The sequence below is a fragment of the Pseudomonas fluvialis genome, from assembly GCF_014207935.1.
GTDB lineage: Bacteria > Pseudomonadota > Gammaproteobacteria > Pseudomonadales > Pseudomonadaceae > Aquipseudomonas > Aquipseudomonas fluvialis_A.
The window spans coordinates 495,362-509,240 of the sequence record NZ_JACHLL010000003.1; the positions used below are offsets into that span (position 1 = coordinate 495,362).

Annotated in this window: 16 protein-coding genes; 5 read left to right on the top strand and 11 right to left on the bottom strand. The window is 62.0% G+C overall.

Features of this window, described 5'->3' with window-relative positions:
• Positions 1-10 precede the first annotated feature (10 nt).
• The 11 genes from tolB to HNP49_RS11305 all read right to left on the bottom strand — a co-directional run bounded on the left by tolB (position 11) and on the right by HNP49_RS11305 (position 9,191).
• A complete protein-coding gene (gene tolB, locus HNP49_RS11255) occupies positions 11-1,309 on the bottom strand; it encodes a Tol-Pal system beta propeller repeat protein TolB (RefSeq protein WP_184683277.1) in 1,299 nt (432 codons plus the stop codon).
• Entirely contained in the window at positions 1,306-2,250 is a 945-nt protein-coding gene (gene tolA / locus HNP49_RS11260) for a cell envelope integrity protein TolA (RefSeq protein WP_184683279.1), read from the bottom strand. Before tolA ends, tolB begins: the two co-directional genes overlap by 4 nt.
• A complete protein-coding gene (gene tolR / locus HNP49_RS11265; RefSeq protein ID WP_184683280.1) occupies positions 2,250-2,708 on the bottom strand; it encodes a protein TolR in 459 nt (152 codons plus the stop codon). Before tolR ends, tolA begins: the two co-directional genes overlap by 1 nt.
• Positions 2,709-2,722: 14 nt before the next feature.
• Positions 2,723-3,394 (bottom strand): protein TolQ, encoded by a 672-nt coding sequence (tolQ, locus tag HNP49_RS11270; RefSeq protein WP_095938405.1) that lies wholly within the window; start codon positions 3,392-3,394, stop codon positions 2,723-2,725.
• Positions 3,395-3,441: 47 nt separating this feature from the next.
• Complete coding sequence (ybgC, locus tag HNP49_RS11275; protein ID WP_095938404.1) at positions 3,442-3,882, bottom strand: tol-pal system-associated acyl-CoA thioesterase; 441 nt, start codon at positions 3,880-3,882, stop codon at positions 3,442-3,444.
• A gap of 53 nt (positions 3,883-3,935) precedes the next feature.
• A complete protein-coding gene (gene ruvB, locus HNP49_RS11280; protein ID WP_184683282.1) occupies positions 3,936-4,985 on the bottom strand; it encodes a Holliday junction branch migration DNA helicase RuvB in 1,050 nt (349 codons plus the stop codon).
• Positions 4,986-5,591 (bottom strand): Holliday junction branch migration protein RuvA, encoded by a 606-nt coding sequence (gene ruvA, locus HNP49_RS11285; RefSeq protein WP_184683283.1) that lies wholly within the window; start codon positions 5,589-5,591, stop codon positions 4,986-4,988.
• 18 nt (positions 5,592-5,609) lie between these two features.
• Positions 5,610-6,134, bottom strand: a complete 525-nt coding sequence (ruvC, locus tag HNP49_RS11290; RefSeq protein ID WP_095938401.1) for a crossover junction endodeoxyribonuclease RuvC — start codon at positions 6,132-6,134, stop codon at positions 5,610-5,612.
• Positions 6,135-6,267: 133 nt separating this feature from the next.
• Positions 6,268-7,017: a YebC/PmpR family DNA-binding transcriptional regulator gene (locus tag HNP49_RS11295; RefSeq protein WP_095938400.1), complete on the bottom strand. Its 750-nt coding sequence runs from the start codon at positions 7,015-7,017 to the stop codon at positions 6,268-6,270.
• Between the two features lie 81 nt (positions 7,018-7,098).
• Positions 7,099-8,874: an aspartate--tRNA ligase gene (gene aspS, locus HNP49_RS11300; RefSeq protein ID WP_184683284.1), complete on the bottom strand. Its 1,776-nt coding sequence runs from the start codon at positions 8,872-8,874 to the stop codon at positions 7,099-7,101.
• Positions 8,875-8,918: 44 nt separating this feature from the next.
• Complete coding sequence (locus HNP49_RS11305) at positions 8,919-9,191, bottom strand: FmdB family zinc ribbon protein (protein ID WP_184683286.1); 273 nt, start codon at positions 9,189-9,191, stop codon at positions 8,919-8,921.
• Positions 9,192-9,341: 150 nt separating this feature from the next.
• On the opposite strand from HNP49_RS11305, the gene HNP49_RS11310 reads away from it, so the two are divergent.
• From HNP49_RS11310 to HNP49_RS18990, 5 genes are all read left to right on the top strand, one after another.
• The gene (locus HNP49_RS11310; RefSeq protein WP_184683288.1) at positions 9,342-10,463 is read left to right on the top strand and encodes an HD-GYP domain-containing protein; all 1,122 of its coding nucleotides are present in this window, start codon (positions 9,342-9,344) and stop codon (positions 10,461-10,463) included.
• A gap of 79 nt (positions 10,464-10,542) precedes the next feature.
• Positions 10,543-11,367: an SDR family oxidoreductase gene (locus HNP49_RS11315; RefSeq protein WP_184683289.1), complete on the top strand. Its 825-nt coding sequence runs from the start codon at positions 10,543-10,545 to the stop codon at positions 11,365-11,367.
• Between the two features lie 111 nt (positions 11,368-11,478).
• The gene (locus tag HNP49_RS11320; protein WP_095938395.1) at positions 11,479-11,949 is read left to right on the top strand and encodes a Dps family protein; all 471 of its coding nucleotides are present in this window, start codon (positions 11,479-11,481) and stop codon (positions 11,947-11,949) included.
• A gap of 99 nt (positions 11,950-12,048) precedes the next feature.
• Positions 12,049-13,116 carry a GGDEF domain-containing protein gene (locus tag HNP49_RS11325; RefSeq protein WP_184683296.1) on the top strand — a complete coding sequence of 356 codons (1,068 nt, stop codon included), beginning with the start codon at positions 12,049-12,051 and terminating at the stop codon, positions 13,114-13,116.
• Between the two features lie 136 nt (positions 13,117-13,252).
• Positions 13,253-13,876, top strand: a complete 624-nt coding sequence (locus HNP49_RS18990) for a cold-shock protein (protein WP_184683298.1) — start codon at positions 13,253-13,255, stop codon at positions 13,874-13,876.
• The last annotated feature ends 3 nt before the right edge of the window (positions 13,877-13,879 follow it).

Below are 13,879 nucleotides of genomic sequence, written 5' to 3' on the forward strand. Positions count from 1 at the left end.
TGTACAGGCATTAATTCAAATAAGGGGACCAGGAAGGTTCTCTGACCTCACCTTGGGCCACGGGCAGGGGCACGCGAACTCGACCGTTGGCGGAAGCCAACATGAGGACGCCACGGCCCTGCTGACGGGTGGCGTAGATTACCATGACGCCATTGGGGGCGACAGTGGGCGACTCGTCCAGACTGGTCTCGGAGAGGATGCGCAAACGCCCGGTTTGCAGGTCCTGCACGGCCACTTTGAAGTTGGTGTAACCGTCCTGGCGATGCACCATCACCAGCGCCTTTTCGTCAGCCGAAAGCTTCGGGTTGGCGTTGTAGTTGCCGGTGAAAGTCACCCGCTCGGTAGCACCGCTGGCAAGGTTCAGCTTGTAGATCTGCGGTTTGCCGGCACGGTCGGAGGTGAAGTAGATGGTCTGACCATCCTTGCCCCAGAACGGCTCGGTATCGATGGCCATATGGTTGGTGGCGCGACGCAGCTGACGGCTGGCCACATCCATCACGTAGATTTCCGGGTTGCCGTCCTTGGACAGAACGAAAGCCAGCTTGGAACCATCCGGCGACCAAGCCGGCGCACCGTTGAGGCCCTCGAAGTTGGTCACCTGCTCGCGACGGCCGGTGTCCACGTGCTGAATGAACACGCGCGGACGACGCTGCTCAAAGGACACATAGGCGATGCGGCGGCCATCCGGCGCATAGCGTGGCGACAGGATCGGCTCACGCGACTGCAGCAGGGTCACACCGCGGGCGCCGTCATAGTCGGCACGCTGCAGGGTGTAGCGGGTGTTGTTCACGCCAAAACGCTCGGCGGTCACGAACAGCAGCTTGGTGGAGAAGGAACCCTTGATGCCGGTGAGCTTTTCGAAGCCCTGATCCGCCACGTAGTGGGCCATATCGCGCAGCTGATCAGTGCCGCCGCTGACGCTGCCGGTCATCACCTGCTGCTGGGTCGCCACGTTGAACAGGGCGAACTGCACCTGCAGGCGACCACCGGCCGGGGTGATGTTGCCGATCATCACGTACTGGGCCCCCAGGGCCTGCCAGTCGCGGTAGATGATCTCGGCCGGCGACGTCGGCAGGCTGATCATGTTCTGCCGCGGAATCGGGGCATACATGCCGGTGTTGTACAGGTCATTGCCGATAATCTCGGCCATGTCCTGCGGCAGCACACTCCCGCCCTGCCAGCCGAACGGCACCACAGCGATAGGCGTGGCACGGTCGCTACCGGCGGTGATCAGCAGCGGATCGGCTGCCTGTACGGCACCGACCAGCAAGCTCAGGCCCAGCAGGGCGATACGAATCAAGGTATTCACAGAGCCAAATCCTCCGGTTTGAAAATCATTCGACGCTGACGATACATCGCATTGAAGGTTGCACCATCCAGCTGTTGCATTTCAGGAATGCGACCGACGTTGCGCACTGCTGCCACCGCCGAGCTATCGAACGGGGCATCGCCGCTGGAACGGGTCACGCTGGCATTGCTGACGGTGCCATCGGGCAGCATCTCGATCAGCACTTCGACACTCATGCCGTTGCGTGCCGACGGCGGACGCTGCCACTGCTCACTGACCAGACGGATAATCAGATCGTCGAGGCTGCCGGCAACCTGATCACCAACAGTGTCGGCCTGCGCCTGCTGATACTGGGTATCGTCCGAGAGCAGATCGGCCAGCGCCTGGGCCTTCTTGTCCTCGGCGGCCTTGCGCGCAGCCTGCTGGGCCGCTTTTTTCTTGGCTTCCTCAGCTGCAGCCTTCTTCTTGGCTTCCTCGGCCTTCTTTTTCTTCTCGGCTTCGGCCTTTTTCTTGGCCTCTTCCGCTGTTTTTTTCTTCTTCTCGTCTTCGGCTTTCTTCTTGGCGATCGCCGCCTGCTCAAGCTTCTTCTGCTCAGCCGCCTTCTGTTCGGCCGCTTTCTTCTGCTCGGCAGCTTTGGCTTGCTCGGCCTTCTTCTTCACCGCCTCGGCAGCCGCCTGCTTTTCCTGTTCAACCTTCTTGGTTTCCAGCTGCTCAACCTGATGGCTTGGCGCCGAGGTCTTCTTGGCCTCACCGGCGATTTTCTGGTTTGTCTGCGTGGTCGCCTGACTCTGGGATTTGAGCTGGTACAGCGTGGTCTGCACGATAGGCCGTGCCGGTGGCAGCTCAGGCGTGAAGGCGAAACTGACGAACAGCATGACAAACATCAGCGCGTGCAGCGCCACGGCCCAGACAACTGGCCAGAAGTAGCTTTCCGAGGGGGAACTCTCGCGTTGCTGATGCATCAAGGGGCCTCGGTGATCAGCCCGACATTGGCCACGCCGGCCTGCTGCAGACCGCCCATGACCTTCATCACCGCTTCATAGGGCACGCGCTTGTCGCCACGCACGAACACCTGCACCGGCTTACCCTGGCTGCTGTTCTGCGCCATGATCGCCCGCACGGTATTGATCAACGCCGGCAGCTCGGTCGCGGTCTCGCTCTGCTTGCCCTGGTCCGGATCGACTTCCTCGCCCATGTTCCAGTAGTAGCTCTGGTCGGCCTTGATCGAGATGGTCAGCACGCGGGAGTTGTTGTCCTGCGGCAGCGCCTCGCTGGAAACCTTGGGCAGGTCAACCTTGACCCCCTGATTGAGCATCGGCGCGGTCACCATGAAAATGACCAGCAGCACCAACATCACGTCGATGTAAGGCACCACGTTCATTTCAGCGTGCGGTTTGCGTCTCTGACGAATCCTGGCCATCTGCTGTCGTCGCCTCAGTCTTCGCTGGAATGCACTTTGCGATGCAGGATCGCCTGGAACTCGTCGGCGAAGGTGTAATAGCGGCCGATCAGCATCTCGCCGCGCGCGGCGAAACGGTTGTAGGCGATAACCGCCGGAATGGCCGCGAACAGGCCGATGGCCGTGGCAATCAGTGCTTCAGCGATACCCGGTGCCACAGTGGCCAGGGTGGCCTGCTGCACCTGGGCCAGACCGCGGAAGGAGTTCATGATGCCCCACACGGTACCGAACAGACCGACGTACGGGCTGGTGGAGCCGACAGTGGCAAGAAACGGCAGACCGGTTTCCAGCTTCTCTTCCTCACGGGAGATGGCCACGCGCATAGCGCGGTTGACGCCATCCATCACCGCATCGGCCTCGACGCCTGGCTGCTGGCGCAGACGGGAGAACTCCTTGAAACCGGCGCGGAAGATCTGCTCGACACCGGAATCCGGGTCCGGGTTGCTGCCCGCCTGGCGGTACAGCTTGGACAGATCGATGCCCGACCAGAAACGCTCCTCGAAGTTGTCCAGCGCGCGCTTGGCGGCTCGCAGCATGGTGCTGCGCTGGAAAATCATCACCCACGAGGTAACCGAGGCGGCCACCAGGGCAAGCATCACCAGCTGCACCACGAGGCTGGCGTTGCTGATCAGGCTCCACATCGACATATGGTCTGCGGCTACAGTTGCTGCAGTTGCGGCGGTCACTTCCACACTCAATCTCCTGCTGACATGCTCTGTACGGCGGCAAAGGCCGCGCGCAATGCCGCGGGTATCACCTGCGGCTTCAAATTCTCGGCCCTGACACAGGCCACCACGAACTGCCCCTCGCAGAGCAGTGCATCATCCGTTACCCGCCTCACCTGTTGACGAAAGCGCAGGCTGGCACGGTTTAACTCAATTACTTCGGCCGTTACCGCCAGCTCGTCATCCAGCCTGGCCGGCGCATGGTAGCGCGCCTCGGCGCTGTGCACGACGAACAACACCTCGCTCGCCAGTTGTGCCTGGGAATAGCCCTGAGCGCGCAGGCACTCAGTGCGAGCACGCTCCATGAACTTGAGGTAGTTGACGTAGTAGACGATGCCCCCGGCATCGGTGTCCTCGTAGTAGACCCGCAGACGAATGCTGAACGGCCCACCCTCTTTCGGCGCGCGCATACTCTAGTGCCAGCCCCTTCGCTTGCCAATCTGCGATTTCGACAATTTGTTTGTCATTCGTCGCCCCCGAACAGATCAGGCGTCGGTGACTCACCCAGCCGCTTGGGCACATTCAGCCCGAAATGCAGGTAGGCATGGCGTGTCACCACCCGTCCGCGCGGCGTGCGCATGATATAGCCCTGCTGGATCAGATAGGGTTCCAGCACATCCTCGATAGTCCCCCGCTCCTCGCTGATGGCAGCGGCCAGACTATCGATGCCCACCGGTCCGCCATCGAACTTGTCGATCATGGCCAGCAGCAGGCGCCGGTCGAGATGATCGAAGCCATGCTCGTCGACATCCAGCAGATTGAGCGCCTGATCGGCGATTGCCCGGCTGATATGCCCGCTGCCGCGCACTTCGGCAAAATCCCTCACACGGCGCAGCAGGCGATTGGCAATACGCGGTGTGCCGCGGGCGCGGCGGGCGATTTCCACCGCGCCCTGCTCATCGATGGCCAGGCCGAGAATGCCGGCGGAGCGGCTGACGATAGTGGCCAGATCGGCGGTATTGTAGAACTCCAGACGCTGCACGATGCCGAAGCGGTCGCGCAGCGGGTTGGTCAGCATGCCGGCGCGGGTGGTGGCGCCTACCAGGGTGAACGGCGGCAGATCCAGCTTGATCGAACGCGCCGCCGGCCCCTCACCGATCATGATGTCGAGCTGGAAGTCTTCCATGGCCGGGTACAGCACTTCTTCGACAATCGGCGACAGACGATGAATTTCATCGACAAACAGCACATCGCCGGCTTCCAGATTGGTCAGCAAGGCCGCCAGATCCCCAGGACGCTCCAGCACCGGCCCGGACGTGCTCTTGATCGCCACGCCCATTTCCTGGGCGATGATATTGGCCAGGGTAGTCTTGCCCAGTCCCGGCGGACCGAAGATCAAAGTGTGATCCAGCGCCTCCCGGCGTCCGCGCGCGGCCTGGATGAACAGCTCCATCTGCTCGCACACACTGGGCTGACCGATGTACTCGGCCAGCCGCAACGGCCGGATGGCCCGGTCGATCTGTTCGTCACGGTCGCGGCTGCTGGCGGTTATCAGGCGGTCGGCGTCTATCACTTAGAGCATTCCCTTCAGGGCTCGACGGATCATTTCTTCACTGGAGAGGCCATCTTCCTTCACCGCCGCCACCGCACGACTGGCCTCCTGCGGCTTGTAGCCCAGGGATATCAGGGCGCTCAGCGCATCACTCTCGGCACTTGAGACCGGCGAAACACTGCTCGGTTCAATCACCAGAGCGGTCATGCCCGGCAGGGTTTCCCAAGCCTTGAAGCGGTCCTTGAGTTCCACCAACAGGCGCTCGGCTGTTTTCTTGCCGACCCCCGGCACCTTGACCAGGGTCGAGGTGTCGCCGGCCTGTACGCAGCGCACCAGTTCATCGACCTCGAGCCCGGACATCAGCGCCAGCGCCAGCTTGGGGCCCACGCCATTGAGACGGATCAGCTCGCGGAAGAACTCGCGCTCACGCTTTTCAGCAAAGCCGTAGAGCAGTTGGGCGTCCTCACGCACCACCAGATGGGTGTGCAGGGTCAGCAGCTCGCCGACCGACGGCAGGCGATAGAGCGTGGTCATCGGCACTTCGACTTCGTAGCCGACACCGCCGACATCGAGGATCAGGAACGGGGGATGTTTCTCGGCCAGGGTGCCGCGCAGGCGTCCAATCACGTCAGGTTTCCTTCGTCATCACAGGCGCAGACGGCCGGCACGGCGCTTGGCGCCAGCCAGACCATGGGGAATCAGGCTCTGCCGATGATGGGCATGGCAGAGGGCAATGGCCAGGGCATCGGAGGCATCGATCTGCGGTTTCTGTACCAGTTTGAGCAGATGCATGACCATCAGCTGTACCTGCTGCTTGTCGGCGCCGCCGGTACCGGCAATCGCCTGTTTGACCTGGGTCGCCGTGTACTCACTGACATCCAGCCCCGCCTCGATACCGGCCACAATCGCCGCGCCACGAGCCTGACCCAGCTTGAGCGCCGAATCGGCATTCTTGGCCATGAACACCTGCTCGATGCCCATGGTCACCGGACCGTGCAAGCGGATCACCTCGCTGACACCGCGAAAGACGGCCTGTAGCCGCTCGGGCAAGGCGCCCTCACCAGTTCGGATACAACCGGAAGCGACATATTCACAGCTGCGCCCGGTATCACGAACCACGCCGTAACCGGTAATGCGCGAGCCGGGATCGATGCCGAGGATCAGGGTCATGCCGTCGCGCGCTCCATTGCCGACCGGGGTCGACATACTGTCTATTTATCCAGCCGCCAGTATACGGAGTGGCGCCGATATAAAAAAGCCGGAAGCGCGCGAGCGGTTCCGGCTTTTCGCGGTGACGTGAGGATCAGTCCAGCTGAGCCATGATCTCGTCCGGGATTTCCGCGTTGTGATAGACCTCCTGCACATCATCGAGGTCTTCGAGCATATCGATCAGTTTCATCACCTTTTTCGCGGTTTCCAGATCGGTAATCGGAGCCATGATCGACGGAATCATGGCGATCTCTGCCTCTTCGCCCTTGAAACCAGCCGCCGTCAGCGCTTCATTGACCGCAAGAAACTCGGCAAAGCTGGTCGACACCAGCGCAGAACCATCTTCGCCCATCTCCACATCATCGGCACCAGCCTCCAGCGCGGCTTCCATCAGGGCATCTTCGTTGACGCCCGGCGCGAAGCTGATCTGCCCCTTGCGATCGAACATGTAGGCCACCGAACCGTCGGTGCCCAGATTGCCGCCGCACTTGGTAAAGGCATGACGCACGGCCGCCGCGGTGCGGTTGCGGTTGTCGGTCATGGCCTCGACGATGATGGCCACGCCACTCGGCGCGTAGCCTTCGTAGCTCAGCTCGATGACGTTGTCGGCAGCATCGTTACCGGCACCGCGGGCAATCGCCCGGTCAATCACGTCGCGGGACATGTTGGCGGTCAGCGCCTTGTCCACGGCCAGACGCAGGCGCGGGTTATCCGCCGGCACGCCACCGCCATGCTTGGCGGCCACGGTCAGCTCGCGAATCAGCTTGGTGAAAATCTTGCCGCGTTTGGCGTCCTGGCGCCCTTTGCGGTGCTTGATGTTGGCCCATTTGGAATGACCAGCCATAACTCACTCCGATTGTTGCGTTTGTACTTTATCGACAACCCATAACGAAGAAGCCTGGAAAACCAGGCTTCTTGTGTCGGCTTATTCGGCCTTGGCTTGCTCGCGCAGGCGAATATGCAGCTCGCGCAGCGCCTTGTTGTCCACCACACCCGGCGCCTGGGTCATGACGCAGGCCGCGCTCTGGGTTTTCGGGAAGGCAATCACTTCGCGGATCGAGCTGGCACCGGTCATCAGCATGACCAGGCGATCCAGACCGAAGGCCAGGCCACCATGGGGCGGCGCACCGTACTTGAGCGCGTCGAGGAGGAAGCCGAACTTCTCTTCCTGCTCTTCCTCGCTGATGCCCAGTACGCGGAACACGGTCTGCTGCATGGCTTTGTCGTGGATACGGATCGAACCGCCACCCAGCTCGGTGCCGTTGAGCACCATGTCATAGGCACGCGACAGCGCGGCGGACGGATTGGCTTCCAGCTCTTCCGGGGTGCAGCTCGGCGCGGTGAACGGGTGGTGCATGGCGGTCAAGCTGCCATCGTCGTTTTCCTCGAACATCGGGAAATCGACCACCCACAGCGGAGCCCACTCGCAGGTCAGCAGATTCAGGTCATGACCCAGCTTGATGCGCAGCGCGCCCAAGGCCTCGGAAACGATCTTGGCCTTGTCGGCGCCGAAGAACACGATATCGCCATCGACAGCACCAACGCGATCGAGGATGACATTGATGTTGCCCAGCGGGATGTTCTTGACGATCGGCGACTGCAGGCCGTCAACACCGGCTGCACGCTCGTTGACCTTGATGTAGGCTAGGCCCTTGGCGCCGTAGATGCCGACGAACTTGGTGTAGTCGTCGATCTGCTTGCGCGGCATGCTCGCCCCGCCCGGTACGCGCAGTGCGGTGACGCGGCATTTCGGGTCGTTGGCCGGGCCGGCAAATACCTTGAACTCGACGTCCTTGAGCTGATCTTCCACATCCACCAGTTCCAGCGGAATACGCAGGTCCGGCTTGTCCGAACCGAAGCGGCGCATGGCTTCGGCCAGGGTCATGTGCGGCAGCTCGCCGAACTCGACGTCCAGCACTTCCTTGAACAGGTTGCGCACCATGGTCTCGGTGATGCCCATGATGTCTTTCTCATCGAGGAAGCTGGTCTCGATGTCGATCTGGGTGAATTCCGGCTGGCGGTCGGCGCGCAGGTCTTCGTCGCGGAAGCACTTGGCAATCTGGTAGTAGCGGTCGAAGCCGGCCACCATCAGCAGCTGCTTGAACAGCTGCGGCGACTGCGGCAGGGCAAAGAAGCTGCCGGCGTGGGTGCGGCTCGGCACCAGGTAGTCGCGGGCGCCTTCCGGAGTCGCACGGGTCAGGATCGGCGTCTCGACGTCGAGGAAGCCGTTCTCGTCCAGGTAACGGCGGATGCTCGACGTGATGCGCGAACGCAGCTTGAGCTTCTCGGCCATTTCCGGGCGACGCAGATCGATGAAGCGGTAGCGCAGGCGGGTTTCTTCGCCGACGTCGGTGTATTCGTTGAGCGGGAACGGCGGAGTCTCGGCTTCGTTGAGTACATCCAGCTCATAACCCAGCACTTCGATGGCGCCGGAAGCCATGTTCGGATTGACCGCACCGGCCGGACGCAGGCGCACCTTGCCGGTGATCTTGACCACGTACTCACTGCGCACACGGTCAGCCTTGGCGAAAGTCTCGGCACGATCCGGATCGAAGACTACCTGGGCCAGGCCTTCACGATCACGGATATCGAGGAAGATCACCCCACCGTGGTCACGGCGACGGTGAACCCAACCGCAAAGAGTGATTTCCTGGCCGTCCAGGCTCTCGTTCAACTGGCCGCAATAATGGCTGCGCATCATGATCGTCGTTCGCTTCTCGTTAGTCTTTAAGTCGTCAGGGCCGCTTATTCGCCGGCACCACACCCGCCGGCAGCTCCACAGCCACCCGCTGGACAAGCCGGCGCGCTATCGCTGCCAGCCAGGTTTTTCTTCGCCCCGGTCTTGAAGTCGGTCTCGTACCAGCCGCCACCTTTCAGGCGAAAGCCAGGCACGGACAACAGTTTCTTCAACCCTGCCGCCTGGCAGGCCGGACAATCGACCAGCGGCGCATCACTGAATTTCTGAATCGTTTCCAGTTGATGACCGCAGGCGCTGCATTGATATTCGTAGATTGGCATCGCTGCTTTCCCACAAATCCCGCTAAATACCTGATGCCCAGGCCACCGGTCTGGACAAAGTCGCGGATTATAGACTGAAAGACCAGGCACTTGCAGCCGCCGGCCAGCAGCTCTCCTATACTCAGTTTTCACTGCCGCCGGAGCGCTGCCATGGCCCTGAATCCATCAGTCGACACATCGGCCGAACTGCTCGAGGAGTTCCGCCTGGAGTCCTCCGAACAACTGCCGCGCTGCGAGCAACTGCTGATCGAGCTGGAGCAGCACCCTCAGGACCGTGAGCGACTGCGCGAGCTGTTCCGCCTGCTGCACACGGTCAAGGGCAACTTGGGCGTGGTCGGCCTGCCGCACCTGACGCCACTGCCGCAAGCCATGGAAGACGTGCTGGCAGGCCTGCGCGAAGGCCAACTGCGGTTCGACAGTATCCTGGGCGATATCCTCCTCCTCAGCCTCGACCAACTGCGCGCTCTGCTGCGTGAAGCGCTCGGCGGCGCGCCCAGCGGCCTCTCCAGCGCGCAGATCGGCAGTTTCTGCCAGGCGCTGCATGCGCTAGCGGCCGCTCCAGCGGAACGACAGGACGAACTGCGCCGCCTACTGCTGCAACAGCTTGATCCCAGCACCCGCTTGCAGCCGGCAGCACCCAGCCAGAGCCCGCCCGATTGCCTGCAGATTCTGGCGCGACACGAGATCCCCCTGGACGAGGACATGGCTTTTTTCCTCGAGCTGATGCAGGCCAGTGAAAAGCGCTCGCACTACTGGCAGGGCCGCGGTCTGCGCCTGCTGGCCCTGGCCCTGGCGATGAATCACCTCAGCGGACACCCGGCACAACCGGCACAACTGGCGGCCGCCATCTGCCTGCATGACCTGGGCATGGCCTTTCTCCCCCTCAGCCTACTGCATAAACAGGAACGCCTGAGCCGCGAAGAGCGCCGCCAGGTGCAGAGTCATCCGCGCCTGGGCTACGACCTGCTGCGACGCCTGCCGCAGTGGCAGGCGGCATCCGAAATCATCCTGCAGCATCAGGAGCATGCCGACGGCAATGGCTACCCCAAAGGAAACAGCGAGGCAGAAATTGTGCCCGGCGCGCTGATCCTGGCCATCGCCGACACCTTCGACGCACGAACCCACGAACGCGCCCATCAGACCCTAAGCAAACGTCCACGGCTGCGCGCCATTCTGGAAATCAACAACCTGGCCGGACGCCAGTTCAGCGCACACTGGGTCGAGGTGTTCAACCGCGTCCTGCAGCAGCAGCCGGAACTCACCCGACTCTGAAGCGGTTGCCCTGCGGGGGCGGGCCTGACTACTCTGCGCCAGTCTTTCCCGATAACAATCAATAAGCAGAGGCGTACAGATGCAAGTACTCGATGGCAAGGTTGCCGTGATCACTGGTGCAGGCTCCGGCATTGGCCGCGCGCTGGCCGAACAACTGGCCAAGGAAGGCTGTGCCCTGGCGCTGGCCGACATCAACCAGGAGAACCTGGAAAGCCTGGCTGCCGAACTGCGACTGGCCAAGGTCAATGTCAGCTGCCATGTGCTGGATGTGGCCAATCGCGCCGCCGTCTACGCCTTTGCCGATGAAGTGCTGGCCCACCACGGCAGCGCCCAGATCATCATCAACAACGCTGGCGTCGCGGTATCGCAAACGGTCGCCGACCTCAGCTATGACGACTTCGAATGGCTGATGGGCATTAACTTCTGGGGCGTGGTGCACGGCACCAAGGCCTTCCTGCCCCACCTGCTGAAGAACAACGACGGCCATATCGTCAACGTCTCCAGCATCTTTGGCATCATCGGCGTGCCCACTCAGAGCGCCTACAACGCCAGCAAGTTCGCCGTGCGCGGCTTTACCGAAGCACTGCGTCAGGAGGTGCAGTGCACCCAGGTCAAGGTCAGCTGCGTGCACCCCGGTGGCATCAAGACCAACATCGCCAGATCCGCACGCTTTTACCGCGACATGAGCGGCAATCAGGATGCCGCACGCTCGGCGGCCAACTTCGACAAGATTGCCCGCACCACGCCAGCCGAAGCGGCACGGGTGATCATCGACGGCATCAAGCGCAACAATCCACGCATCCTCATCGGCGCCGATGCGCGCCTGCTCGACCGCCTGCAGCGCCTGATGCCTGTCAGTTACAGCCGCATCCTGGCCAAGCTGACGGGCAATCGTGGCAGTTGACCGGAGAGATGCACGCCCTGCATCAACACCATTGACACAACGCATGCCTGGCAGCACTGCAGCACTGCTAACCTGACGCCAGACATTACCGTCCTGCAGGAGACATACCCCATGGAAATCAACATCGGCATTCCCCAGGCAGACCGCGCCGCCATCGCCGAAGGCCTGTCGCGTCTGCTGGCGGACACCTACACCCTGTATCTGAAGACCCACAACTTCCACTGGAACGTAACCGGGCCGATGTTCAATACCCTGCACCTGATGTTCGAGGCGCAGTACACCGAGCTGGCCTTGGCCGTCGACCTGATCGCCGAGCGCATTCGCGCCCTGGGCTTCCCGGCACCCGGCACCTATGCGGCCTACGCCCGCCTGTCGTCGATCAAGGAAGAGGAAGGCGTGCCCAACGCCCAGGACATGATTCGCCAGCTGGTGCAGGGCCAGGAGTCGGTCGTACGCACCGCGCGCGGCATTTTTCCGCTGATCGAACAGGTCAGTGACGAGCCAACAGCCGACCTGCTGACCCAGCGTATGCAGGTGCATGAAAAGACCGCCTGGATGCTGCGCAGCCTGTTGGACAGCTAACCAGCACACAAAGGCCCGCAAAAGCGGGCCTTTGACTGGTTACGCTCTGCGCCCTGCTCTATGCTTGGCGCATTGGCCCCTCTGTTCACAGTGACGTGCATGACTCAGCCAGGCAAAACCCCCAGCATCCTTGATCTCTTTCCGGAGGAGACCCGGGAGGCTGCCGACCTACTCAAGCAAGCCGTGCCGCAAATGATGCGCCACGACATCCCGCCTACGCCCCTGCATTTTGCCCTGTGGTACAGCTATTGCCGCGGCCAGGACCAGGAGCTGAACCGGCGCCTGGACAAGCTCGTCAAGGATTTCGACTCTGTTCCGCCGGAATCGGCCAGCAAACTGTTTCGCGAACACATCATTCGTGGTGAGTTGGAGGAAGCCCGGGCCGGCCAGCAGCAGGTGATCGAACTGGTCGATGAGATCGAAGGTGGCGTTGTCAGCAGCGTAGCGGGCAGCAAGGCCTACCAGCAGAGTCTGATCGCCGGCCTGGAAGCGCTGCGCGAGCCGGTGGTCGACGAACTGCCCAACGTCCTCAACGACCTACAGCTCAGCACCCAGGCCATGCAGGATCAGCAGGAAAAATTCCTCTATCGCCTGCAGGCCGCCCAGTCGGAAATCCAGCACCTGCGCGACCAGCTGGAACGCGCGCACATGGCCGCCACCCTCGACGGCCTGACTCAGGTGTTCAACCGCAGCTCCTTCAACCGCCTGCTGCACCAGGCCGTCGAGCGGGGGCCCCAGGGCTTGGCGCTGCTGATGATGGATATCGACCACTTCAAGAACTTCAACGATCAGTACGGCCACCCCCTAGGTGACCGCGTACTGCAGCACGTCGGCCAACTGCTGCGCGAACTGCTGCCGCCGGGTGGCCTGGCGGCACGTTACGGCGGTGAGGAGTTCAGCGTCATCCTGCTCAACTGCCCGGACATGCGCACCGCGCATGAGTTTGCCGAACAGTTGCGGCACAAGTTGCAGGCCCTGCGAGTCAAGGTGCGCAGCACCGACAAGGTGCTCAACACCATTACCGCCTCCTTCGGTATCGCCATGGCCCAGGCCGATGACACCCCGGAAAGCCTGCTGGTGCGTGCCGACGATGCGCTCTACCAGGCCAAGCGCAATGGCCGCAATCAGGTCCAGCCAGCCCTCGACACGCCACAGCTAAGCGCTTGATTTGAGTGGCGTTAAGCTTTGCGGTTAAATACCGCGCGTGTCGCAGCGATTTCCCTCCTGTCGATATAGGCAAGCAACGTCACCTCTGACGATGCGGGCTCTTGTATTTACCATCCATGCCACGAGTTGATTATCAATGCTGAAAATCGTCCATCTGCTGACGGGCGTTACCGCCCTGCTGTTGTCCTTTATTCCGTCCCTGCGCGCCGAAGCGGTGCCCTACCTGCAACAAGCCGACGCTATCTACCTGACCCTGCTGGGCCTGCTCAACCTGTTGCTGGCGCCGCAGCTGCCACATTGGCAAGGCAATCGCCAGCTGTTGCAAAGTTTCTGCTCCGCCCTGCTGGTTGCCGCCGTGGCGCTGCAAAGCCTGGGCGTCCTCGCCCCGCTCAGCACCCTGGCCGGCCAACCGGTGATTCTGCTCAGCCTGCTGAGCGCCGCTGTCGCCACACTGCTGCACGTTGCCAACAACTTCCGCGGCGAAACCCGCCAGGGCGACAGCTTTGCCTATAGCCCCATTGAAGCGGGCAGCGCCCAAGGCAACCGCGAGACCGGTACGGTCAAGTGGTTCAATACCTCCAAAGGCTTTGGCTTCATCTCCCGCGACACTGGCGACGATATCTTCGTGCACTTTCGCGCCATCCGCGGCGAAGGTCACCGCATCCTGATCGAAGGCCAGCGCGTGGAGTTCTCGGTGATTCAGCGCGACAAAGGCCTGCAAGCCGAAGACGTGATCGCCGCTGCGCCCAATCGCCGCTAAGCG